The sequence below is a fragment of the Escherichia fergusonii ATCC 35469 genome (assembly GCF_000026225.1).
GTDB lineage: Bacteria > Pseudomonadota > Gammaproteobacteria > Enterobacterales > Enterobacteriaceae > Escherichia > Escherichia fergusonii.
In genome coordinates, this window is record NC_011740.1 from 1,236,982 (window position 1) to 1,259,293 (window position 22,312).

Annotated in this window: 24 protein-coding genes; 15 read left to right on the plus strand and 9 right to left on the minus strand. The window is 50.7% G+C overall.

All coding sequences use genetic code 11. From position 1 onward, the window contains the following. Window positions 1–16: 16 nt before the first annotated feature. From flhB to flhE, 3 genes are read left to right on the plus strand one after another with little or no spacing between them, the layout of a single operon-like run. Complete coding sequence (gene flhB, locus EFER_RS06050) at window positions 17–1,165, plus strand: flagellar biosynthesis protein FlhB (RefSeq protein ID WP_001278964.1); 1,149 nt, start codon at window positions 17–19, stop codon at window positions 1,163–1,165. Further along, window positions 1,158–3,236, plus strand: a complete 2,079-nt coding sequence (flhA, locus tag EFER_RS06055) for a flagellar biosynthesis protein FlhA (protein WP_000182802.1) — start codon at window positions 1,158–1,160, stop codon at window positions 3,234–3,236. The genes flhB and flhA overlap by 8 nt, the downstream gene beginning before the upstream one ends. Then, window positions 3,236–3,631: a flagellar protein FlhE gene (flhE, locus tag EFER_RS06060; protein ID WP_001228746.1), complete on the plus strand. Its 396-nt coding sequence runs from the start codon at window positions 3,236–3,238 to the stop codon at window positions 3,629–3,631. Before flhA ends, flhE begins: the two co-directional genes overlap by 1 nt. Before the next feature lie 197 nt (window positions 3,632–3,828). On the opposite strand, the gene argS is transcribed toward flhE, so the two are convergent. Then, the gene (gene argS / locus EFER_RS06065) at window positions 3,829–5,562 is read right to left on the minus strand and encodes an arginine--tRNA ligase (protein ID WP_001025345.1); all 1,734 of its coding nucleotides are present in this window, start codon (window positions 5,560–5,562) and stop codon (window positions 3,829–3,831) included. 237 nt (window positions 5,563–5,799) lie between these two features. Here argS and EFER_RS06070 point away from each other — a divergent pair, with 237 nt between their 5' ends. After that, window positions 5,800–6,366 carry a VOC family protein gene (locus EFER_RS06070; protein WP_000024804.1) on the plus strand — a complete coding sequence of 189 codons (567 nt, stop codon included), beginning with the start codon at window positions 5,800–5,802 and terminating at the stop codon, window positions 6,364–6,366. A gap of 11 nt (window positions 6,367–6,377) precedes the next feature. After that, entirely contained in the window at window positions 6,378–7,124 is a 747-nt protein-coding gene (cutC, locus tag EFER_RS06075) for a copper homeostasis protein CutC (protein WP_001185706.1), read from the plus strand. An 80-nt stretch (window positions 7,125–7,204) separates the two neighbouring features. On the opposite strand, the gene cmoB is transcribed toward cutC, so the two are convergent. From cmoB to EFER_RS06100, 5 genes are read right to left on the minus strand one after another with little or no spacing between them, the layout of a single operon-like run. Beyond that, window positions 7,205–8,176 (minus strand): tRNA 5-methoxyuridine(34)/uridine 5-oxyacetic acid(34) synthase CmoB, encoded by a 972-nt coding sequence (gene cmoB / locus EFER_RS06080; protein WP_000564756.1) that lies wholly within the window; start codon window positions 8,174–8,176, stop codon window positions 7,205–7,207. Then, window positions 8,173–8,916, minus strand: a complete 744-nt coding sequence (gene cmoA / locus EFER_RS06085; protein WP_000019591.1) for a carboxy-S-adenosyl-L-methionine synthase CmoA — start codon at window positions 8,914–8,916, stop codon at window positions 8,173–8,175. Before cmoA ends, cmoB begins: the two co-directional genes overlap by 4 nt. A 40-nt stretch (window positions 8,917–8,956) precedes the next feature. Further along, complete coding sequence (locus tag EFER_RS06090) at window positions 8,957–9,352, minus strand: MAPEG family protein (protein ID WP_002431590.1); 396 nt, start codon at window positions 9,350–9,352, stop codon at window positions 8,957–8,959. Window positions 9,353–9,404: 52 nt separating this feature from the next. Beyond that, window positions 9,405–10,223, minus strand: a complete 819-nt coding sequence (locus EFER_RS06095) for a DUF72 domain-containing protein (RefSeq protein ID WP_000639290.1) — start codon at window positions 10,221–10,223, stop codon at window positions 9,405–9,407. Next, entirely contained in the window at window positions 10,220–10,786 is a 567-nt protein-coding gene (locus EFER_RS06100; RefSeq protein ID WP_000891639.1) for a hydrolase, read from the minus strand. The genes EFER_RS06095 and EFER_RS06100 overlap by 4 nt, the downstream gene beginning before the upstream one ends. 309 nt (window positions 10,787–11,095) lie before the next feature. On the opposite strand from EFER_RS06100, the gene aspS reads away from it, so the two are divergent. The 4 genes from aspS to ruvC are packed head-to-tail and all read left to right on the plus strand — an operon-like array spanning window position 11,096 to window position 14,637. Further along, entirely contained in the window at window positions 11,096–12,868 is a 1,773-nt protein-coding gene (gene aspS, locus EFER_RS06105) for an aspartate--tRNA ligase (RefSeq protein ID WP_001258663.1), read from the plus strand. Beyond that, window positions 12,861–13,313, plus strand: coding sequence for a dihydroneopterin triphosphate diphosphatase (gene nudB, locus EFER_RS06110; RefSeq protein ID WP_077626310.1), 453 nt, complete (start codon window positions 12,861–12,863; stop codon window positions 13,311–13,313). The genes aspS and nudB overlap by 8 nt, the downstream gene beginning before the upstream one ends. A gap of 28 nt (window positions 13,314–13,341) precedes the next feature. Then, window positions 13,342–14,082: a YebC/PmpR family DNA-binding transcriptional regulator gene (locus tag EFER_RS06115; protein WP_000907234.1), complete on the plus strand. Its 741-nt coding sequence runs from the start codon at window positions 13,342–13,344 to the stop codon at window positions 14,080–14,082. Window positions 14,083–14,115: 33 nt separating this feature from the next. Beyond that, entirely contained in the window at window positions 14,116–14,637 is a 522-nt protein-coding gene (gene ruvC / locus EFER_RS06120; RefSeq protein WP_001295503.1) for a crossover junction endodeoxyribonuclease RuvC, read from the plus strand. Window position 14,638: 1 nt separating this feature from the next. Here ruvC and EFER_RS06125 read toward each other — a convergent pair whose 3' ends face one another. Next, window positions 14,639–15,241, minus strand: a complete 603-nt coding sequence (locus EFER_RS06125; protein ID WP_001024426.1) for a YebB family permuted papain-like enzyme — start codon at window positions 15,239–15,241, stop codon at window positions 14,639–14,641. Window positions 15,242–15,311: 70 nt separating this feature from the next. On the opposite strand from EFER_RS06125, the gene yobI reads away from it, so the two are divergent. From yobI to ruvB, 3 genes are all read left to right on the plus strand, one after another. Next, a complete protein-coding gene (gene yobI / locus EFER_RS23695) occupies window positions 15,312–15,377 on the plus strand; it encodes a stress response small protein YobI (protein ID WP_001386853.1) in 66 nt (21 codons plus the stop codon). A gap of 138 nt (window positions 15,378–15,515) precedes the next feature. Then, the gene (gene ruvA / locus EFER_RS06130) at window positions 15,516–16,127 is read left to right on the plus strand and encodes a Holliday junction branch migration protein RuvA (RefSeq protein WP_000580322.1); all 612 of its coding nucleotides are present in this window, start codon (window positions 15,516–15,518) and stop codon (window positions 16,125–16,127) included. 8 nt (window positions 16,128–16,135) lie between these two features. After that, on the plus strand, window positions 16,136–17,146 hold the full coding sequence (gene ruvB / locus EFER_RS06135; RefSeq protein WP_000568522.1) for a Holliday junction branch migration DNA helicase RuvB: 1,011 nt from the start codon (window positions 16,136–16,138) through the stop codon (window positions 17,144–17,146). A gap of 145 nt (window positions 17,147–17,291) precedes the next feature. Here the strand turns inward: ruvB and znuB are convergent, their stop codons facing one another. Continuing rightward, complete coding sequence (gene znuB / locus EFER_RS06140; protein ID WP_000571523.1) at window positions 17,292–18,077, minus strand: zinc ABC transporter permease subunit ZnuB; 786 nt, start codon at window positions 18,075–18,077, stop codon at window positions 17,292–17,294. Continuing rightward, the gene (znuC, locus tag EFER_RS06145; RefSeq protein ID WP_000210274.1) at window positions 18,070–18,828 is read right to left on the minus strand and encodes a zinc ABC transporter ATP-binding protein ZnuC; all 759 of its coding nucleotides are present in this window, start codon (window positions 18,826–18,828) and stop codon (window positions 18,070–18,072) included. The genes znuB and znuC overlap by 8 nt, the downstream gene beginning before the upstream one ends. 78 nt (window positions 18,829–18,906) lie before the next feature. On the opposite strand from znuC, the gene znuA reads away from it, so the two are divergent. The 3 genes from znuA to lpxM all read left to right on the plus strand — a co-directional run bounded on the left by znuA (window position 18,907) and on the right by lpxM (window position 22,269). Further along, window positions 18,907–19,839, plus strand: a complete 933-nt coding sequence (gene znuA, locus EFER_RS06150; RefSeq protein WP_048814556.1) for a zinc ABC transporter substrate-binding protein ZnuA — start codon at window positions 18,907–18,909, stop codon at window positions 19,837–19,839. A 15-nt stretch (window positions 19,840–19,854) separates the two neighbouring features. Beyond that, a complete protein-coding gene (gene mepM / locus EFER_RS06155; RefSeq protein ID WP_001184051.1) occupies window positions 19,855–21,177 on the plus strand; it encodes a murein DD-endopeptidase MepM in 1,323 nt (440 codons plus the stop codon). A gap of 120 nt (window positions 21,178–21,297) precedes the next feature. Next, window positions 21,298–22,269 carry a lauroyl-Kdo(2)-lipid IV(A) myristoyltransferase gene (lpxM, locus tag EFER_RS06160; protein ID WP_000447771.1) on the plus strand — a complete coding sequence of 324 codons (972 nt, stop codon included), beginning with the start codon at window positions 21,298–21,300 and terminating at the stop codon, window positions 22,267–22,269. Window positions 22,270–22,312: the final 43 nt, after the last annotated feature.

A 22,312-nucleotide genomic window follows, 5' to 3' on the forward strand; every position in this document is an offset into this window, starting at 1 on the left:
TACCAGGATCTGCCGCGTGTCTGACGAGAGCGACGACAAAACAGAAGCCCCCACACCTCACCGACTGGAAAAAGCCAGGGAAGAAGGGCAAATCCCGCGTTCCCGTGAACTCACGTCGATGCTGATCTTACTGGTCGGTGTTTGTGTCATTTGGTTTGGCGGCGAATCACTGGCACGGCAGCTTGCTGCGATGTTATCGGCAGGTTTGCACTTTGACCATCATCTGATTAACGATCCAAATCTGATCCTTGGGCAAATTATTCTGCTGATTAAACAAGCGATGATGGCGCTATTGCCGCTGATTACTGGCGTCGTGCTGGTGGCGTTGATCTCTCCGGTTTTGCTGGGAGGATTAATTTTTAGTGGCAAATCGTTACAACCGAAATTCTCTAAACTGAATCCGTTACCAGGAATTAAACGGATGTTTTCTGCCCAGACCGGAGCAGAGTTATTAAAAGCGATCCTCAAATCAACATTGGTGGGGTGCGTAGCCGGGTTTTACTTATGGCATAAGTGGCCAGAGATGATGCGCCTGATGGCGCAATCGCCAATTACCGCTATGGGTAATGCGTTGGATCTGGTTGGCCTGTGCGCACTGCTGGTGGTGCTGGGTGTCATTCCGATGGTCGGTTTTGACGTTTTTTATCAAATCTTCAGCCATCTTAAGAAACTTCGCATGTCACGCCAGGATATTCGCGATGAGTTTAAACAAAGCGAAGGCGACCCACACGTTAAAGGCCGTATCCGTCAAATGCAGCGGGCCGCTGCCCGACGACGAATGATGAATGATGTGCCCCAGGCTGATGTTATCGTCAATAACCCGACGCACTATTCTGTGGCACTGCAATACGACGAAAACAAAATGAGCGCACCAAAAGTGATTGCCAAAGGGGCAGGGCTGGTGGCGCTGCGTATTCGGGAAATTGCGGCCGAACACCATATTCCAACACTGGAAGCGCCACCTCTGGCGCGTGCGCTATATCGCCATGCCGAAATTGGCCAGCAAATCCCCGGTCAACTGTATGCTGCCGTAGCAGAGGTGCTGGCGTGGGTATGGCAATTAAAGCGTTGGCGTATTGCCGGTGGACAACGCCCGGTAAAACCTGCAAACCTCCCGGTGCCAGAGGCACTGGATTTTATCAACGAGAAAACGACCGATGACTAATCTGGCCTCCGTGCTGCGCTTGCCCGGCAACCTGAAATCAACACAATGGCAGATCCTCGCCGGACCCATCCTCATCTTGCTGATTTTGTCGATGATGGTGCTGCCATTGCCAGCGTTTATCCTCGACTTGTTGTTCACCTTTAATATCGCGCTATCGATAATGGTGCTGCTGGTGGCGATGTTTACCCAGCGCACGCTCGACTTTGCCGCGTTTCCGACAATTCTGTTGTTCACCACATTGCTAAGACTGGCACTTAACGTCGCTTCAACACGTATCATTTTAATGGAAGGGCATACAGGCGCAGCTGCGGCAGGGAAAGTGGTGGAAGCGTTCGGTCACTTTCTGGTTGGTGGCAATTTCGCCATTGGTATCGTGGTGTTTATCATTCTGGTCATCATCAACTTTATGGTTATCACCAAAGGGGCGGGGCGTATTGCCGAAGTAGGTGCGCGTTTTGTTCTTGATGGTATGCCAGGAAAACAGATGGCGATTGATGCTGATCTTAATGCCGGGTTGATCGGTGAAGATGAAGCGAAAAAACGCCGCGCGGAAGTGACTCAGGAAGCGGATTTTTACGGTTCGATGGATGGTGCGAGTAAGTTCGTACGTGGTGATGCCATCGCCGGGATCTTAATCATGGTCATCAACGTGATAGGTGGTTTATTGGTTGGGGTGCTGCAACATGGAATGAGTATGGGGCACGCCGCAGAAAGCTACACACTGCTGACTATCGGTGATGGTCTGGTCGCACAAATTCCGGCTCTGGTGATCTCCACGGCGGCAGGGGTGATTGTTACTCGTGTCAGCACCGATCAGGATGTTGGCGAACAGATGGTCAAACAGCTGTTCAGTAACCCTCGGGTGATGTTGCTCTGCGCAGCCGTTCTTGGCTTGCTCGGCCTGGTGCCAGGAATGCCGAATCTGGTGTTTTTGCTGTTTACTGCCGGGCTTCTGGCACTGGCATGGTGGATTCGTGGTCAGGAACAAAAGGCACCTGCTGAACCACAACCGATAAAAATGCCGGAAAATAATTCAGTAATGGAAGCGACATGGAATGACGTGCAACTGGAAGATTCGCTCGGAATGGAAGTGGGATACCGTCTGATCCCGATGGTGGATATGCAACAGGATGGCGAGCTATTGGGGCGCATTCGTAGTATCCGCAAGAAATTCGCTCAGGATATGGGCTTTCTGCCACCGGTAGTGCACATTCGCGACAATATGGATTTACAACCGGCACGGTATCGCATTTTGATGAAAGGGGTAGAAATTGGCAGTGGCGATGCTTATCCGGGGCGCTGGCTGGCCATTAACCCTGGGACAGCGGCAGGTACGCTGCCAGGCGAACAAACCGTTGATCCGGCATTTGGTTTAAGTGCTATCTGGATTGAAAGTGCACTGAAAGAACAAGCGCAGATTCAGGGATATACGGTAGTCGAAGCCAGCACTGTAGTGGCTACTCATCTTAACCATCTGCTTGGGTTATATGCTGCGGAACTGTTTGGTCGCCAGGAGGCGCAACAGTTGCTGGACCGCGTTACGCAGGAAATGCCGAAGTTGACGGAAGATCTGGTTCCTGGCGTTATCACGCTCACCACACTCCACAAAGTGTTGCAAAATCTGCTGGATGAGAAAGTACCGATTCGTGATATGCGTACTATCCTCGAAACACTGGCTGAACATGCTCCCGTTCAGAGCGATCCTCACGAGTTAACTGCCGTTGTGCGTGTGGCGCTGGGGCGAGCGATTACTCAACGCTGGTTTCCTGGTAATAATGAAGTGCAGGTTATCGGACTTGATGTTGCGCTTGAACGTCTGCTATTGCAGGCTTTACAGGGTGGTGGCGGACTGGAGCCTGGGTTGGCTGATCGTTTACTGGCGCAAACTCAGGAGGCGTTGTCTCGCCAGGAAACACTTGGCGCACCGCCTGTACTGCTGGTAAATCATGCGCTACGTCCGCTGCTCTCTCGCTTTTTACGCCGTAGCCTGCCACAACTGGTGGTGCTGTCGAATCTGGAACTTGCGGATAATCGACAGATCCGCATGACGGCAACGATTGGCGGGAAATAATGCGTAAGTTACTGGCAATATTGTTATTTCCACTGGTTGCCAAGGCTGCTGGCGAAGGAATGTGGCAGGCCAGCAGCTTTGGCATTACGTTACATCATCGTGGGGAGTCAATGTCATCAACACCACTGGCAGCACGACAGCCTGTGTCGGGAGTGATGACGCTGGTAGCCTGGCGCTATCAGCTGATTGGCCCGACGCCAACGGGGCTTCGTGTACGTTTGTGCTCACAATCCCGGTGTGTCGAATTAGACGGGCAAAGCGGAACAACAGTGGCATTTTCTGGCGTACCCGCTTTAGAACCACTACGTTTTATCTGGGAAGTGCCTGGCGGTGGACGGTTAATTCCACCGCTCAAAGTTCAACGTAATGAAGTGATTGTGAATTATCACAGATAATAAAATAACGAGACTGATGACTAATGCAGAGTTGCCTGATGCGCTGCGTTTATCAGGACGACATAGTCTCTGCAATATATTGAATGGACATAGTTTTATTTACCGGACAAGGCATTAATGCCGCATCCGGCATAAACAAAGTACACTTTGTCAAAAAGCCGATGTTGCTGACATCGGCTTTTTGACGCAGAACACGTTTACATGCGTTCTACTGTTTCAATACCCAGCGTATCCAGACCCAGTTTCAGCGTCTTAGCAGTCAGCAATGCCAGCTTCAGACGGCTGTTACGTACTTCTTCGTTTTCTGCGCTGAGGATCGGGCAGTGTTCGTAGAAACTTGAGAACAGACCAGCCAGATCATACAGATAAGCACACATCACGTGCGGTGTACCTTCACGGGCAACCACGGTGAGAGTCTCTTCAAACTGCAGCAGACGCGCAGCCAGTTGCGCTTCGCGGTCTTCACGGATAATCACCGGAGCTGCTGCCAGTTCTTCTTCAGCAATTTCTGCTTTGCGGAAAACGGAAAGCACACGAGTGTATGCATATTGCATATACGGCGCGGTGTTACCTTCGAACGCCAACATATTGTCCCAGTCGAAGACATAGTCAGTAGTACGGTTTTTGGAAAGATCAGCATATTTCACCGCACCGATACCGACTGCATTGGCCAGTTTTTCCAGTTCGTCAGCTGGCATATCCGGGTTCTTCTCTGCCACCAGACGGCGTGCACGCTCCAGTGCTTCATCCAGCAGATCCGCCAGTTTCACTGTACCGCCAGCACGGGTTTTGAACGGTTTACCATCTTTGCCCAGCATCATGCCAAACATATGATGTTCCAGCGGCACAGATTCCGGCACATAGCCAGCTTTACGAACAATCGCCCACGCCTGCATCAGGTGCTGGTGCTGACGGGAGTCGATGTAATAGAGTACGCGATCGGCATGTAGCGTCTCGTAACGATATTTCGCGCAGGCAATATCGGTGGTGGTGTAGAGATAGCCGCCATCTTTCTTCTGAATGATAACGCCCATCGGATCGCCTTCCTTGTTTTTGAACTCATCAAGGAATACGACAGTTGCACCTTCACTTTCTACTGCCAGACCTTTGGCTTTCAGATCAGCCACAATTCCCGGTAGCATCGGGTTGTAGAGGCTTTCGCCCATTACGTCATCACGAGTCAGCGTCACGTTCAGACGATCATAGGTGATTTGGTTCTGAGTCATGGTGATGTCGACCAGTTTGCGCCACATCTCACGAAAATACTCATCACCACTTTGCAGTTTTACCACATAGTTACGTGCGCGCTCGGCGAACTCTTCATCTTCGTCGTAATGTTTTTTCGCGTCACGGTAGAAACCTTCAAGGTCAGCCAGGGCCATTTCACCGGCATTTTCCTGCTGCTGTTTTTCCAGCCAGGCAATCAGCATACCGAACTGAGTACCCCAGTCACCGACGTGGTTAGCACGAATCACTTTGTGACCGAGGAACTCCAGGGTACGCACTGCCGCGTCACCAATGATGGTGGAACGCAGATGACCGACGTGCATCTCTTTCGCCACGTTTGGTGCGGAGTAGTCAACCACAATGGTCTGTTTTTCGGGCGTTGCGACACCAAGACGATCAGATTTTAGCGCCTGCTGAACGTTTTCAGCGAGGAATGTCGGATCAAGGAAAATGTTAATAAAGCCAGGACCCGCGATCTCAACTTTGCTGGCGATACCGTTAAGATCCAGATGAGTAAGCACCTGCTCTGCTAATTGTCGCGGTGCCATACCCAGTTTTTTAGCAACTGCCATCATGCCGTTAGCCTGATAGTCGCCGAACTGAACTTTTGCTGACTGACGAACCTGCGGTTCGCAATCCGCAGGCGCGCCTGCCGCAATCATGGCCTGACGGACTTTTTCTGAGAGAAGAGCCTGAATATTCACCGGAATACCTTACGTTGATGAAGCGAGTCTGTTCACCCGCATCAGTTTAAGAAATTAGGCCGCGAGTATACTGCAAATGCCCGTTGCCGTCAGCACTGGAGGTACTGCTCAATGGGCCAAATATCAACAACAAAAAGGTGCATAAGCATTCAGCCGTTGCTGTTAAAAATCAGCAGTTGGTTGGTGCGGCACAACAGAGTAAATTAGCGGCTTTAGTAAAGAAAACGAGTCTATTTTATGGCGAACTGGCAAACCATTGACGAACTGCATGATATTTCAGCTGATCTGCCGCGATTCACCGCGGCGTTAACAGAACTTTCCACGCGCGTGGGGCTGGATATCACGCCACTTGTCGCCGATCATATTTCATTACGCTGCCATCAAAATACTACAGCAGAACGCTGGCGTCGTGGGCTGGAACAGTGTGGGGAGCTGCTATCAGAAAATATCATTAATGGCCGTCCTATCTGCTTATTTAAATTACACGAACCAGTGAATGTTGCTCACTGGCAATTGAATATTGTGGAACTGCCCTGGCCAGGAGAGAAGCGTTATCCTCATGAAGGATGGGAGCATATAGAGATCGTTCTGCCAGGAGCCGCTGAGACACTTAATGCCCGAGCACTGGCGTTGCTTTCTGATGAGGGCTTAAGCCAACCAGGGATCTCTGTGAAAACCAGTTCACCGAAAGGTGAGCATGAGCGATTGCCAAATCCGACACTGGCAGTGACCGATGGCAAAACCACCATTAAATTTCACCCCTGGTCAATTGAAGAAATTGTTGCCAGCGAGCGGACAGCATAAAAGGAGTGTGTATGGCTTTACTGGAAATTTGCTGTTACAGCCTTGAGTGTGCTTTGAGTGCGCAACGTAACGGTGCGGATCGCATTGAGCTATGTGCTGCACCGAAAGAGGGCGGGCTGACTCCATCCTTAGGGGTACTTAAATCTGTTCGCCAGCATGTTACGATCCCCGTTCACCCAATCATTCGCCCGCGCGGAGGCGACTTTTGTTACAGCGACGGCGAATTTGCCGCCATACTTGAAGATGTACGAACGGTCCGGGAGTTGGGTTTCCCTGGCCTGGTTACTGGAGTTCTGGATGAAGACGGTAACGTCGATATGCCGCGAATGGCGCAAATCATGGCAGCAGCAGGCCCATTAGCCGTGACATTTCACCGGGCCTTCGATATGTGTGCTAATCCATTAAAAACATTAAACAATTTACGTGATCTTGGTGTAGCACGGGTACTAACATCAGGGCAAAAATCTGATGCAGTGCAAGGTTTATCAATAATTATGGAACTTATTGCCCAAACTGATGCCATAAGCATTATGGCCGGAGCAGGAGTTCGTGCAGCTAATCTGCAGCAACTTCTCAATGCCGGGGTGCTGGAAGTTCATAGTTCCGCTGGAATGTGGCAAACCTCACCAATGCGTTATCGCAATCAAGGATTGTCCATGTCATCAGATGCACACGCGGATGAGTATTCGCGGTATGTCGTAGACGGGGCGGCGGTTGCTGAAATGAAAGGAATCATCGTGCGCCATCAGGCCAAATGATTTTTACCGTTGCATCATGTCGCCCAATATGATGCTTGCTCGTACCAGGCCCCTGCAATTTCAACAGGGGCCTTTTTTTATCATGGCTTGCGCGCAATCAGTACCGCGCGTTTAGGCGCAGGATAGCCTTCCACCGTTTTACCCGGATCATGTGGGTCGAGGAAATCGGACAGAGACTCGGTGACCATCCATTCGGTGCGTCGCTGCTCTTCGGTCGTGGTAACGCTCACATCCGCAATGCGGATATCAACAAAACCACACTTCTTCAGCCAGTTTTTCAACGCCAGGGCTGACGGGATGAAATAGACATTACGCATTTGCGCGTAACGATCGCCTGGTACCAGCACCGTGTTTTCATCGCCATCAATAATCAGCGTTTCCAGCACCAGTTCACCTTCATTTACCAGTTGATCTTTCAACTGCCAGAGATGCTCCAGCGGCGAACGGCGATGGTAAAGCACGCCCATCGAAAAGACGGTATCAAAGGCTTTCAGCGCCGGAAGTTGTTCAATACCTAAGGGCAACAGATGCGCGCGCTGATCGTTACCCAGCAGTTTACGCACCGCTTCAAACTGGCACAGAAACAGTTGCGTAGGGTCGATACCCACCGCCAGATGTGCGCCTGCGCCAATCATGCGCCACATGTGATAACCGCTGCCGCAGCCGACATCAAGAATGGTGCGCCCGGTTAAATCAGAAAGATGGGGCAGAACACGATCCCATTTCCAGTCAGAACGCCATTCGGTATCGATGTTCACGCCATACAGTGAAAACGGCCCTTTGCGCCACGGCATGAGGTTGCGCATCAGTGTTTCAATGCGCTTAATCTGCCCGGCGCTCAGTGGCTCTTCGCTTTCTGCCGTCACGCTATGTAGTAAATCAAGACGATACGGTTTAATTTCAGGCAGAAATTCCACCGCATTGGACCACTGTTTAAACAGACCGTGCTGCTGTTCGCGCTGCCAGCTGGCAATCTGCGCGGGCAGCGTTTCCAGCCAGTGTGAAAGATGATTTTTGGCAATCAGAGAATAAAAGTTACCAAAGTCGATCATGCAGCGTCCTCTGCTTTTAATGCCACCAGTGAACCAAAGTTAAAGCACTGGAACCACAGCTCGCTATGTTCAAAACCGGCTTGATGCAGGCGAGCTTTATGGGTTTCCACAGAATCGGTTAGCATCACATTTTCCAGCATGCTGCGCTTCTGGCTGATCTCCAGTTCGCTGTAACCGTTGGCACGTTTAAAGTCGTGGTGCATGTTGAACAGCAATTCACCAACTTTGGCATCTTCGAAACTGAATTTTTCCGAAAGCACCAGCGCACCGCCCGGGTTCAGCCCTTGATAAATTTTATCCAGTAACGCCTGACGCTCGGAAGGTTCCAGGAATTGCAGGGTAAAATTCAGCACCACCATTGATGCATTTTCAATGGCGATATCACGAATATCACCTTCAATAACGTCTACTGGCGTAGGGGCTTTATAGGCGTCAATATGACGACGGCAGCGTTCAATCATCGCCGGGGAGTTGTCGATGGCGATAATTTTGCAATTATCATGATGAATGTTGCGACGCACTGAGAGCGTCGCCGCGCCCAGAGAACAACCCAGATCGTAAACCTGCGTACCAGGTTGAACGAAGCGTTCGGCTAACATACCAATCATGGAAATAATATTGGAGTAACCGGGAACGGAACGCTGGATCATATCCGGGAAGACTTCGGCTACCCGTTCATCAAAGGTCCAGTCGCCCAGTCTGGCGATAGGGGCAGAAAATAGCGTGTCGCGGTGAGACATAACGTAAAAATCCGGGAAAAAGAAAGTGGCGTATTGTGCGCTAACGCAGGGAGAAAACCAACTCCCAGGGCATATACCAAAGATTCGCCAGCACCATCAGCAACAGCGCACACCAGGTGGCGCTCATGCCGGAGCGCCGCCAGCGAAACAGATGATGATGCAGACCGTAATAGTGCATTAGACGGCCCATTAGCAAAATGATGCCACAAATATGCACCATCCAGGTTTCTGCGCCATTCATCTCCATTAACAATAAAAGGATAATAGCGATGGGAATATATTCCACCGCATTGCCATGAATACGAATAGCGCTTTGCAGCTCGCTAAAACCACCGTCACCCAGGGCAACGCGGTACTGCATTCGCAGGCGAACGACATCAAAAGAGAACTTCATTAATAACAACGCACTTAAAACGGCATACAGCGCGCTTACCATACAAACTCCCTTTAAAATGGCCGATGGCACCTGTCTATGATAGGTGGCAAATTCAGAAAAGAGAAGATTGCTGTGGAATAGCCGGAACTGCTCCGATCTCTGGAAGCGTTTTACGTAAGTCTTCCCACAGGGTATGTACCAGTTCCGGTGCCTGGGCAATATCTGGCGTATGTAAAAAAAGATAAGGCGTAGTGGTCTGATGCCACTGCGCTAATTTTTGTAACCAGATCTGAAATAATTCCCGGTTTTGCGTCATATCATCACTACCGATAAAACGAATCAGCGGATTTGTCGCCGTCAGTACAGCATGTACCGGAACTTTAGGTTTTTTTCGTTGAGCGTCGCGAATGGCTTCACTGTGTGGACGTGCTGCATGAACCGGGCGGCTGTCTAAAATCACCCGATTAACGCCGCGCTGATGTAAACCGCGATTAAGCGTTTGTTCCTCTTCCCCTTTGGCGAAAAACTGTGGATGGCGGACTTCCACACCATAATTAAACTCGCCGGGAAGAGAGTCGAGAAAATGCCAAAGCGCAGGCAGTTCCCGTGGGCCGAATTTGGCAGGCAGTTGCAGCCAGTATTGCCCAATGCGCGGAGCCAGCGGTGACATACGGGTTAAAAATTCTGCCACTAAATCATCGCAATGCCGTAATGCTGCCTGATGCGAAATGGTCGCTGGAAACTTAAAGCAGAAGCGGAAGTCATCTGTGGTCTGCTCACGCCAGCGCAGGACAACCTCGGGTTTCGGCATAGCGTATAGCGTGGTGTTGCCCTCCACGCAGTTAAAGTGGCGGGCATACTCTTCCAGGCTGGTGATCCCCAACCGAACCCATTTAGGATGCGACCACTGCGGCAGACCGATGTAAATCATAATGCGTTGAGGATCTCTTCCACCCTACGCACACGGGCGATGCGTGGGTAGATATGGTTAATGCTGTTATTGTGCTGCTCGGCACTGGCGGCGCTACAGGCGTCTTCGGCAATCACCAGATTAAAACCGAGTTCCCAGGCATTGCGGGCGGTGGATTCAACACCGATATTGGTCGAGATCCCACATAACACTATTGTATCGATACCCCGGCGGCGTAACTGCAACTCCAGATCCGTACCGTAAAACGCACCCCATTGACGTTTGATGATTTCGATGTCGCTGTCGGTTGCACCTAATGCAGCAGGATGTTGCCACCAATTTTCGGGTAACACTTTAGCGGGGGAGGGGGCATCAACCGGCTGTTTTAATACTTCCGCGTAATCGGCAGACCAGCCAACGCGCACCAGAAACACGGGCTGACCGTTCGCGCGAAATTTCGCCGCCAGCTTCCCTGTCCGATTAACCACCTCATCGGCAGTATGAGGACCACCGGCAAAAGGTAAGATGCCTTCTTGTAAGTCAATTACCACCAGCGCAGTGGTTTTAGCATTCAGTTCAAGCATATTGTCTCCTGATAAAACAAAATCGTGCCTTTCACCTTAATGCGATTAGCCGATGGCGGAACGACAAATTTTGTTAATTTTTATGAGTTCGGGCAACACCTTTATAGCAAACTGGCGTAGAGTCTGATTTCAGGCCCGATATAAAGTGGTAACGAGGCGTTCCAGCGCGGGCCAGGCTCTTACGGTGCGGCAGAATTTCCAGTATAATAGCCGCCTTTTTTCATTCAGTTGTGACATACAGCTAACGCTGCGACTTGGTCACCTGCGCAGCAGGGGGCATCCGCCGGCAGCTAAGTTAAGGGATATCTCATGCGTACAGAATATTGTGGACAGCTCCGTTTGTCCCACGTGGGGCAGCAGGTGACTCTGTGTGGTTGGGTCAACCGTCGTCGTGATCTTGGTAGCCTGATCTTCATCGATATGCGCGACCGCGAAGGTATCGTGCAGGTATTTTTCGATCCGGATCGTGCGGACGCGTTAAAGCTGGCCTCTGAACTGCGTAATGAGTTCTGCATTCAGGTCACGGGCACCGTACGTGCGCGTGACGAAAAAAATATCAACCGCGATATGGCGACCGGCGAAATCGAAGTGCTGGCCTCCTCGCTGACCATCATCAACCGCGCAGACGTTCTGCCGCTTGACTCTAACCACGTCAACACCGAAGAAGCGCGACTGAAATACCGCTACCTCGACCTGCGTCGTCCGGAAATGGCTCAGCGCCTGAAAACCCGCGCTAAAATCACCAGCCTGGTGCGCCGTTTCATGGATGACCACGGCTTCCTCGACATCGAAACTCCGATGCTGACCAAAGCCACGCCGGAAGGCGCGCGTGACTACCTGGTGCCTTCTCGTGTGCACAAAGGGAAATTCTACGCACTGCCGCAGTCTCCACAGCTGTTCAAACAGCTGCTGATGATGTCTGGTTTTGACCGCTACTATCAGATTGTAAAATGCTTCCGTGACGAAGACCTGCGTGCTGATCGTCAGCCTGAATTCACCCAGATCGATGTGGAAACCTCTTTCATGACCGCGCCGCAAGTGCGTGAAGTGATGGAAGCGCTGGTACGCCATTTGTGGCTGGAAGTGAAGGGCGTGGATCTCGGTGATTTCCCTGTAATGACCTTTGCGGAAGCAGAACGCCGTTATGGTTCTGATAAACCGGATCTGCGTAACCCGATGGAACTGACTGACGTTGCTGATCTGCTGAAATCCGTTGAGTTCGCGGTATTCGCAGGTCCGGCGAACGATCCGAAAGGCCGCGTTGCTGCTCTGCGTGTTCCGGGTGGCGCATCGCTGACCCGTAAGCAGATCGACGAATACGGTAACTTCGTTAAAATCTACGGCGCGAAAGGTCTGGCGTACATCAAAGTTAACGAACGTGCGAAAGGTCTGGAAGGTATCAACAGTCCGGTAGCGAAGTTCCTCAACGCTGAAATCATCGAAGCCATCCTGGATCGTACTGCCGCGCAAGATGGCGATATGATTTTCTTCGGTGCCGATAACAAGAAAATTGTTGCCGACGCGATGGGCGCATTGCGTCTGAAAGTGGGTAAAGACCTTGGTCTGACCGACGAAAGCAAATGGGCACCGCTGTGGGTTATCGACTTCCCGATGTTTGAAGACGACGGTGAAGGCGGCCTGACGGCAATGCACCATCCGTTCACCTCACCGAAAGACATGACGGCGGCAGAGTTGAAAGCTGCACCGGAAAATGCGGTGGCGAACGCTTACGATATGGTCATCAATGGTTACGAAGTGGGCGGTGGTTCTGTGCGTATCCATAATGGTGATATGCAGCAGACGGTGTTTGGTATTCTGGGGATCAACGAAGAGGAACAGCGCGAGAAATTCGGCTTCCTGCTCGACGCCCTGAAATACGGTACTCCGCCGCACGCAGGTCTGGCATTCGGTCTTGACCGTCTGACCATGCTGCTGACCGGTACCGACAACATCCGTGACGTTATCGCCTTCCCGAAAACCACGGCGGCAGCGTGTCTGATGACCGAAGCGCCAAGCTTTGCTAACCCGACTGCCCTGTCCGAGCTGAGCATTCAGGTTGTGAAGAAGGCAGAGAATAATTGATATGACTTATAAGCGTCCCGTTTCTATTCTGGTGGTTATTTATGCGCAAGATACGAAACGGGTGCTGATGTTACAGCGGCGTGATGATCCCGATTTCTGGCAGTCGGTAACCGGCAGCGTGGAAGAGGGGGAAACCGCGCCGCAAGCCGCCATGCGCGAAGTAAAGGAAGAGGTCACCATTGATGTTGTCGCTGAACAACTGACCTTAATTGACTGTCAGCGCACGGTGGAGTTTGAAATTTTTTCACATTTACGTCATCGCTATGCGCCGGGCGTAACGCGTAATACGGAATCTTGGTTCTGTCTTGCACTTCCGCACGAGCGTCAGATCGTTTTCACTGAACATCTGGCCTACAAGTGGCTTGATGCGCATGCTGCGGCGGCGCTCACTAAGTCCTGGAGCAACCGGCAGGCGATTGAACAGTTTGTAATTAACGCTGCCTGAACAGGCAGGGCTACCTGGAGATATTTTTATGGCAGGTCATAGTAAATGGGCCAACACCAGACATCGTAAAGCTGCGCAGGATGCTAAGCGCGGTAAAATCTTCACTAAAATCATTCGTGAGCTGGTAACCGCGGCTAAGTTGGGCGGTGGCGATCCGGATGCTAACCCGCGTCTGCGAGCAGCCATTGATAAAGCACTGTCTAACAACATGACCCGTGACACCCTGAACCGCGCAATTGCCCGTGGTGTGGGTGGTGATGATGATGCAAACATGGAAACCATCATCTACGAAGGTTACGGTCCTGGCGGCACGGCAATCATGATTGAATGTCTGTCTGATAACCGCAACCGTACGGTTGCTGAAGTGCGTCACGCATTCAGCAAATGTGGCGGTAACCTCGGTACTGATGGTTCCGTAGCCTATCTGTTCAGCAAAAAAGGCGTGATCTCCTTCGAGAAAGGCGATGAAGACACCATCATGGAAGCAGCACTGGAAGCAGGTGCTGAAGACGTTGTGACCTATGATGATGGCGCGATTGACGTCTACACTGCATGGGAGGAAATGGGCAAAGTACGCGACGCTCTGGAAGCGGCAGGTCTGAAAGCAGACAGCGCGGAAGTTTCCATGATCCCGTCCACCAAAGCTGATATGGATGCAGAAACCGCACCGAAACTGATGCGTCTGATCGATATGCTGGAAGATTGCGACGACGTGCAGGAAGTTTACCATAACGGTGAAATCTCTGATGAGGTTGCAGCGACTCTCTGATGAGGCCTGCTAAACAGCAAACGGAGACGCGTGATGGCTATTATTCTCGGCATTGACCCGGGTTCGCGCGTGACCGGCTATGGCGTCATCCGCCAGGTGGGCAGGCAGCTGTCCTACCTGGGTAGCGGATGTATACGCACCAAAGTGGATGATTTACCGTCTCGTCTTAAGCTCATCTATGCGGGCGTGACGGAAATCATCACCCAGTTCCAGCCTGATTATTTCGCCATTGAACAAGTCTTTATGGCTAAAAATGCCGACTCGGCCTTGAAGCTGGGGCAGGCGCGTGGCGTGGCGATTGTGGCGGCGGTGAATCAGGAATTACCGGTATTTGAATACGCGGCACGTCAGGTAAAGCAAACGGTGGTAGGTATTGGTAGTGCCGAAAAAAGCCAGGTGCAGCATATGGTTCGCACCTTGCTGAAACTCCCCGCTAATCCTCAGGCGGATGCCGCTGATGCGCTGGCAATTGCCATCACCCACTGCCACGTTAGTCAGAATGCGATGCAGATGAGCGAATCGCGGCTGAACCTGGCGAGAGGGCGACTGCGTTAAGTTATACCGCCTCGGTCAATTCAGGCTGAGGCGTTTCTACTCCCTCCGCATGAATCAACACCAAACCCGGATGATGCCACAAACTGGCTGGCGTGACGGTTTTACGCTCCCACGGAATAGAACCTAAGAACCAGAATTTCCAGAAAGTGAGTTTTGCATTCGGATTGCTATTTAACAGTTCTCCAAACGTCTCTATTTCACCCACCGGAATACATAGCGCCTCTTTATAAATATCAAAAACGAATTTTGAACAGAACTGGCGGGAAGATTCGTATTTAAAACCGGTGTGGTAAAGTTTGCGTAGCCGGGAGGGAACCTGTTCAACAATTCGTTTTTTTTGTTGTTCTGTCAGCCCAGCGTCTAATCGCTTTATAGCATAGCGTTGATTAGAAGAACGTTTAATAAAACGAGATAGCGTGGTGATGGTTGAAAGGGGAACCCGGCTTTCTGCAACCAGGAAGTCTTCACCGTTATGACCGATAATGATCCCGACGTGATTACTCCAGCAATTTGATGCAGCTGATATTTGACCAAATAAGGCAGCACCTATACATGTAAAGACGATATCACCAATTTCATATTCAGCAGGGCAATTAATATTCACGTTGTCATTCCATTGAAATAGATATGAATATACGTAATAGCATAAAAAATTTATTTTTTCAGGAGGCGCAATGTATATTTTTATTACGCATTTCTTCACTGAATATGTAATATTTAAATATTTGCTTCCAATATAACCTGTAGAATAAATTATACTGCGTCATTTTTCAGATCATCGGGACGCCTCGCAAGTTTTCTTCATCCTTCGCTGGATATCTATCCAGCATTTTTTTATCATACAGCATTATCTTTGATTCATTACGCAGGAGCGTCATGTGATAGGCAGACTCAGAGGCATCATCATTGAAAAACAACCCCCGCTGGTATTAATTGAAGTGGGCGGCGTAGGCTATGAAGTGCATATGCCGATGACCTGTTTTTATGAACTCCCTGAAGCGGGTCAGGAAGCGATCGTTTTCACCCACTTTGTGGTGCGTGAAGACGCGCAACTGCTGTACGGTTTTAACAATAAACAAGAGCGCACGTTGTTCAAAGAGTTGATCAAAACCAACGGCGTTGGGCCTAAACTGGCATTGGCAATCCTCTCCGGAATGTCAGCGCAGCAGTTCGTTAATGCCGTTGAGCGTGAAGAAGTGGGGGCACTGGTGAAACTGCCGGGCATTGGCAAAAAAACCGCCGAACGCTTGATTGTCGAAATGAAAGACCGATTTAAAGGTTTACATGGCGATCTCTTTACGCCAGCTGCCGACCTGGTACTCACGTCACCTGCCAGCCCGGCGACCGACGATGCTGAACAGGAAGCGGTTGCCGCGCTGGTGGCGCTGGGCTATAAACCACAAGAAGCAAGCCGGATGGTGAGCAAAATCGCTCGCCCTGACGCCAGCAGTGAAACATTAATTCGCGAAGCCCTGCACGCCGCGTTATGAGGTAAAGGATGATTGAAGCAGACCGTCTGATTTCTGCCGGTACCACTTTGCCGGAAGATGTAGCAGATCGCGCCATTCGCCCCAAATTACTGGAAGAGTATGTTGGTCAGCCGCAGGTTCGTTCACAGATGGAGATTTTCATCAAAGCAGCGAAACTGCGCGGCGATGCCCTCGATCATCTGTTGATTTTTGGTCCTCCGGGTTTAGGTAAAACTACGCTTGCCAACATTGTCGCCAATGAAATGGGCGTGAATTTACGCACGACTTCTGGTCCAGTGCTGGAAAAGGCGGGCGATCTGGCAGCGATGCTCACTAACCTTGAACCGCATGACGTGCTGTTTATTGATGAGATCCACCGTCTTTCGCCAGTGGTGGAAGAGGTGTTGTATCCGGCAATGGAAGACTACCAACTGGATATCATGATTGGTGAAGGTCCGGCGGCACGCTCCATTAAAATTGATTTGCCGCCGTTTACCCTGATTGGTGCAACCACGCGCGCAGGTTCGCTGACGTCACCGTTGCGCGACCGTTTTGGTATTGTGCAACGTTTGGAGTTTTATCAGGTGCCAGATCTGCAATATATCGTCAGTCGCAGTGCACGCTTTATGGGGCTTGAGATGAGTGATGACGGCGCGCTGGAAGTTGCTCGTCGCGCGCGCGGTACGCCACGTATTGCCAACCGTCTGCTGCGTCGTGTTCGCGATTTTGCCGAAGTGAAGCACGATGGCACCATCTCGGCTGATATCGCCGCCCAGGCACTGGATATGCTGAATGTTGATGCTGAAGGTTTTGATTATATGGACCGCAAATTGTTGCTGGCGGTAATCGATAAGTTCTTTGGTGGGCCGGTAGGTCTGGATAACCTGGCGGCAGCCATTGGCGAAGAACGTGAAACCATTGAGGATGTACTGGAACCTTATTTGATTCAGCAAGGCTTTTTGCAGCGTACACCGCGCGGGCGTATGGCGACAGTGCGGGCGTGGAACCACTTCGGAATTACGCCGCCAGAAATGCCGTAAGTCGGATAAGGCATTCAAGCCTAATCCGACAATTGTGCAAAGTGCCTGATGCGACGCTGTACGCGTTTTATCAGGCCGTGTCAGAAATAACGATACCTTAAGTCGGATAAGACGTTCACATCGCATCCGACATTTTAGGTTTAAATTAGCTGGCCTGCTTTTTCATCATACTGATAATAAACAGCAGTGCCGCACATAGCACCACCGACGGACCCGCGGGCGTATCGTAAAACGCAGAAAAGGTTAAACCGCCAGTTACCGCCACCATCCCCACCAACACAGCGACACCAGCCATCTGTTCCGGCGTGCGGGCAAAGCGACGCGCAGTAGCTGCAGGAATAATCAGCAGCGAAGTAATAATCAACGCGCCGACAAATTTCATCGCTACACCAATCGTCAATGCCGTCACCAGCATCAACAACAATTTCACGCGCTGTAATTTCACACCATCAACAAACGCCAGATCCGGGCTAATCGTCATCGACAGCAAGTTACGCCATTGCCAGCAGAGAATCCCTAATACAATGATTACGCCAATAGCGATGGAGATAAGATCTTCCGGTGTTACTGCCAGTAAATCCCCAAACAAATACGCCATAAGATCGACGCGAATGTTAGACATTAAACTCACGACCACCAGCCCAAGAGAAAGGGCGCTATGAGCCATAATTCCCAGCAATGTATCAATCGCCAGTTGCGGTCGCTTTTCCAGCCATACCAGCCCGCCAGCCAGCAGTAGCGTAACGGCAATGACTGCATAAAATGGATTAACATCCAGCAACAGGCCGAAGGCGACACCTAACAGTGATGCGTGAGCCAGCGTATCGCCAAAATAGGACATTCGACGCCAGACTACAAATGATCCCAACGGACCTGCAGCACAGGCCAACATAACTCCGGCAAGCCAGCCGGGTAACAATAATTCAATCATGAGTGCCATTTCCCCGGCGCAGAATAATTCGCCCCTGTAGATCGTGGCGGTGATTGTGTTGGTGGCGATAAATCCCCAGCTGTTGAGCTCCACGAGTGCCAAACATTGAAATGAACTCCGGATGCATAGAAACGCTTTCAGGTGTACCAGAGCAGCAGATATGGTGATTTAAACAAAGCACCTCGTCGGTTTTGGCCATCACAAGATGCAGATCATGTGAAACCATCAGCACCGCGCAGTTCAGTTCGCGGCGCAGTTGATCGATAAGGTCATAAAGTGCCACCTGCCCGTTTACATCCACGCCCTGCGTGGGTTCATCCAGCACCAGTAATTGTGGTTTATTTAGCAGTGCACGGGCGAGCAGTACTCTTTGCGTTTCGCCACCAGAGAGTTTTTGCATTGGCGCATCAATGAGATGGCCCGCCTGAACGCGCTTAAGCGCGGGAAGAATATCTTCTTTGTGGGTGGCAGGGCGCAAACGCAAAAAACGGCTGACAGTTAAAGGTAAAGTGGTATCGAGATACAGTTTTTGTGGCACATAGCCGATGCGAAGTTTTCCGCTGCGCTTGATAACACCTTCATCCGGGGCTACCAGCCCAAGTACTACACGAACCAGGGTGGACTTACCGGCACCATTTGGGCCAAGAAGGGTTAATATTTTGCCAGGTTTAAGCTCAAGCGACACGTCAGACAGCACGCGGCGTTGGCCAAAGGAGACTGAAACCTTATCCAGTGAAACCAGGGTTGTCATGTTAATTTTAGTCTTGCAGAAGTCATGAAATGTTATAATATCACATTTCTTCTATTCAGTACGATGATTGGTCGCATTATGTTACATAAAAATACGCTTCTTTTCGCGGCATTATCCGCCGCCTTATGGGGGAGTGCAACACAGGCGGCAAATGCCGCTGTAGTAGCATCTCTCAAGCCAATCGGCTTTATTGCAGCAGCTATTGCTGATGGGGTTACATATACAGAAATATTATTACCAGATGGTGCATCTGAGCATGATTATTCACTGCGTCCATCAGACGTTAAACGCTTACAGAACGCGGACTTAGTCATTTGGGTTGGTCCGGAAATGGAAGCATTCATGGAAAAAGCCGTCAACAAAATTCCGCCCTCGAAACAAGTTACAATTGCGCAACTTCCTGACGTACAACCATTGCTATTGAAAGGGAATGATGAAGACGAGCACGATCATGCCGGGGGTGAAAACAGTGACGAACATCACCATCATGGCGATTACAACATGCACTTATGGCTTTCTCCAGAGATAGCGCGGGCCTCAGCGGTTGCAATCCATAAAAAATTAGTGGAACTTATGCCGCAAAGTCGAGCCAAACTTGACGCCAACCTGAAGGATTTTGAGGCACAATTAGCCACAACCGACAAACAGGTGGGTAACGAGCTCGCACCGCTCAAGGGTAAAGGTTATTTCGTTTTCCACGATGCCTGGGGTTATTACGAAAAACATTTCGGACTGACACCGCTCGGTCATTTTACCGTTAATCCTGAGATACAACCTGGTGCGCAGCGTTTACATGAGATTAGAACACAGTTGGTTGAGCAAAAAGCAACTTGCGTTTTTGCTGAGCCACAGTTCAGGCCAGCGGTCGTAGAAAGCGTTGCGAGAGGGACATCCGTTCGAATGGGGACGTTGGATCCCCTCGGTACGAATATCAAACTGGGCAAAACGAGCTATTCAGCATTTTTGACCCAGGTCGCTAATCAATATGCGAGCTGCCTGAAAGGAGAATAACGAGGAAGTGATTACGTGCAACAGATAGCCCGCTCTGTCGCCCTGGCATTTAACAATTTGCCGCGACCTCACCGCGTTATGCTGGGGTCGCTTACCGTTCTTACATTGGCCGTCGCTGTCTGGCGGCCCTACGTTTACCATCGTGATGCCACGCCAATTGTCAAAACAATTGAGCTGGAGCAAAACGAAATTCGCTCTCTGCTTCCGGAGGCCAGCGAGCCAATTGATCAGGCTGCGCAGGAAGATGAAGCCATTCCACAGGATGAACTGGACGACAAAATCGCTGGTGAAGCGGGTGTTCATGAATATGTGGTTTCAACGGGTGATACGCTAAGCAGTATCCTCAATCAATATGGTATTGATATGAGCGATATCACACAGTTGGCTGCTGCGGATAAAGAACTGCGCAATCTGAAAATTGGTCAGCAGCTTTCCTGGACTTTGACCGCCGACGGTGATTTACAGCGCCTGACGTGGGAGGTTTCCCGCCGTGAAACTCGTACCTACGATCGCACGGCAACTAACGGCTTTAAAATGACCAGCGAAATGCAGCAGGGCGATTGGATCAACAGTGTGATAAAAGGCACTGTTGGTGGTAGTTTCGTTACCAGCGCGAAAAATGCCGGTCTCACCAGCGCCGAAGTTAGCGCCGTGATTAAAGCGATGCAGTGGCAAATGGATTTCCGTAAGCTGAAAAAAGGCGATGAATTCTCGGTTCTGATGTCGCGGGAAATGCTAGATGGTAAACGTGAACAGAGCCAGTTGTTGGGTGTGCGTTTACGCTCTGAAGGTAAAGACTATTATGCCTTCCGTGCTGCCGACGGGAAATTCTATGATCGCAATGGTACCGGGCTGGCAAAAGGCTTCCTGCGTTTTCCGACGACTAAACAATTCCGTATTTCTTCCAACTTCCACCCGCGCCGTGTGAATCCGGTGACCGGGCGTGTTGCTCCACATAAAGGTGTCGATTTCGCCATGCCGCAGGGTACTCCGGTACTGGCAGTGGGTGATGGTGAAGTGGTTGTTGCCAAGCGAAGTGGTGCAGCAGGTTACTACATTGCTATCCGTCATGGTCGCACGTACACCACTCGTTATATGCACCTGCGTAAGTTGTTAGTGAAACCGGGCCAGAAAGTGAAACGGGGTGATCGTATTGCGCTTTCTGGTAACACCGGGCGCTCAACCGGGCCACATTTGCACTATGAAATGTGGATCAACCAGCAGGCGGTTAACCCATTAACCGCGAAACTGCCGCGTACAGAAGGTCTGACGGGATCTGATCGCACTGAATATCTGGCGCAGGTTAAAGAACTGCTACCGCAACTTCAGTTCGATTAAGAGAATTGCAGACAAAGCCGGTACGCAATATGTGCCGGCTTTTTTTATTTTGAATGGGGCAAGTTGCACCGCTACACTATCACCAGTTTGATATTGCGCCGCTACAGGCACTGGACAAGAATGGAAACGATAAAGAACAACAGCGAATACATTCCTGAATTTGATAAATCTTTCCGCCATCCGCGCTACTGGGGCGCATGGCTGGGCGTTGCGGCGATGGCAGGAATTGCTTTAACGCCCCCTGCATTTCGCGATCCTTTGTTGGCCCGACTTGGGCGATTTGCCGGGCGACTGGGAAAAAGTTCCCGCCGCCGGGCACTGATTAATTTATCGTTATGCTTTCCTGAGCGCAGCGAAGCTGAGCGTGAAGCCATTGTCGATGAGATGTTTGCTACAGCTCCGCAGGCGATGGCTATGATGGCGGAACTGGCTATTCGCGGCCCGGAAAAAATTCTACCGCGTGTAGAATGGCAAGGTCGTGAAATTATCGACGAGATGCATCGTAACAATGAAAAGGTCATTTTCCTTGTTCCGCATGGCTGGGGGGTGGATATTCCGGCGATGCTGATGGCCTCACAAGGGCAGAAAATGGCTGCGATGTTCCATAATCAGGGCAATCCGGTCTTCGATTATGTATGGAACAGCGTGCGTCGTCGTTTTGGTGGTCGGTTACATGCCCGTAATGATGGTATTAAACCGTTTATTCAGTCTGTTCGTCAGGGCTACTGGGGATATTATCTTCCCGATCAGGATCATGGTGCTGAGCATAGTGAATTCGTTGATTTCTTTGCGACGTATAAAGCGACGCTTCCTGCTATAGGGCGCCTGATGAAAGTTTGCCGTGCGCGTGTGGTGCCGCTTTTTCCCATTTATGATGGCAAAACGCATCGCCTGACGATTCAGGTACGTCCTCCTATGGATGATTTGGCAGAAGCGGATGATCGCACTATCGCCCGCCGGATGAATGAAGAAGTGGAAATTTTTGTTGGCCCACACCCGGAACAGTACACCTGGATTTTGAAGCTGTTGAAAACCCGTAAGCCGGGGGAAATTCAGCCTTATAAGCGCAAAGATCTTTATCCCATCAAATAAAAAAGCCTCCCGGTATGAGAGGCTGAGACTGATGACAAATGCA

What these genes read in the sequence shown, in the direction of transcription:
- EFER_RS06095 (WP_000639290.1), bottom strand. Translation starts at nt 10,223, where the DNA reads ATGATTTACATCGGTCTGCCGCAGTGGTCGCATCCTAAATGGGTTCGG.
- znuA (WP_048814556.1), top strand. Translation starts at nt 18,907, where the DNA reads ATGTTACATAAAAATACGCTTCTTTTCGCGGCATTATCCGCCGCCTTA.
- aspS (WP_001258663.1), top strand. Translation starts at nt 11,096, where the DNA reads ATGCGTACAGAATATTGTGGACAGCTCCGTTTGTCCCACGTGGGGCAG.
- ruvB (WP_000568522.1), top strand. Translation starts at nt 16,136, where the DNA reads ATGATTGAAGCAGACCGTCTGATTTCTGCCGGTACCACTTTGCCGGAA.
- flhE (WP_001228746.1), top strand. Translation starts at nt 3,236, where the DNA reads ATGCGTAAGTTACTGGCAATATTGTTATTTCCACTGGTTGCCAAGGCT.
- cutC (WP_001185706.1), top strand. Translation starts at nt 6,378, where the DNA reads ATGGCTTTACTGGAAATTTGCTGTTACAGCCTTGAGTGTGCTTTGAGT.
- znuB (WP_000571523.1), bottom strand. Translation starts at nt 18,077, where the DNA reads ATGATTGAATTATTGTTACCCGGCTGGCTTGCCGGAGTTATGTTGGCC.
- cmoA (WP_000019591.1), bottom strand. Translation starts at nt 8,916, where the DNA reads ATGTCTCACCGCGACACGCTATTTTCTGCCCCTATCGCCAGACTGGGC.
- EFER_RS06100 (WP_000891639.1), bottom strand. Translation starts at nt 10,786, where the DNA reads ATGCTTGAACTGAATGCTAAAACCACTGCGCTGGTGGTAATTGACTTA.
- lpxM (WP_000447771.1), top strand. Translation starts at nt 21,298, where the DNA reads ATGGAAACGATAAAGAACAACAGCGAATACATTCCTGAATTTGATAAA.
- EFER_RS06090 (WP_002431590.1), bottom strand. Translation starts at nt 9,352, where the DNA reads ATGGTAAGCGCGCTGTATGCCGTTTTAAGTGCGTTGTTATTAATGAAG.
- cmoB (WP_000564756.1), bottom strand. Translation starts at nt 8,176, where the DNA reads ATGATCGACTTTGGTAACTTTTATTCTCTGATTGCCAAAAATCATCTT.
- znuC (WP_000210274.1), bottom strand. Translation starts at nt 18,828, where the DNA reads ATGACAACCCTGGTTTCACTGGATAAGGTTTCAGTCTCCTTTGGCCAA.
- flhA (WP_000182802.1), top strand. Translation starts at nt 1,158, where the DNA reads ATGACTAATCTGGCCTCCGTGCTGCGCTTGCCCGGCAACCTGAAATCA.
- EFER_RS06115 (WP_000907234.1), top strand. Translation starts at nt 13,342, where the DNA reads ATGGCAGGTCATAGTAAATGGGCCAACACCAGACATCGTAAAGCTGCG.
- EFER_RS06070 (WP_000024804.1), top strand. Translation starts at nt 5,800, where the DNA reads ATGGCGAACTGGCAAACCATTGACGAACTGCATGATATTTCAGCTGAT.
- ruvC (WP_001295503.1), top strand. Translation starts at nt 14,116, where the DNA reads ATGGCTATTATTCTCGGCATTGACCCGGGTTCGCGCGTGACCGGCTAT.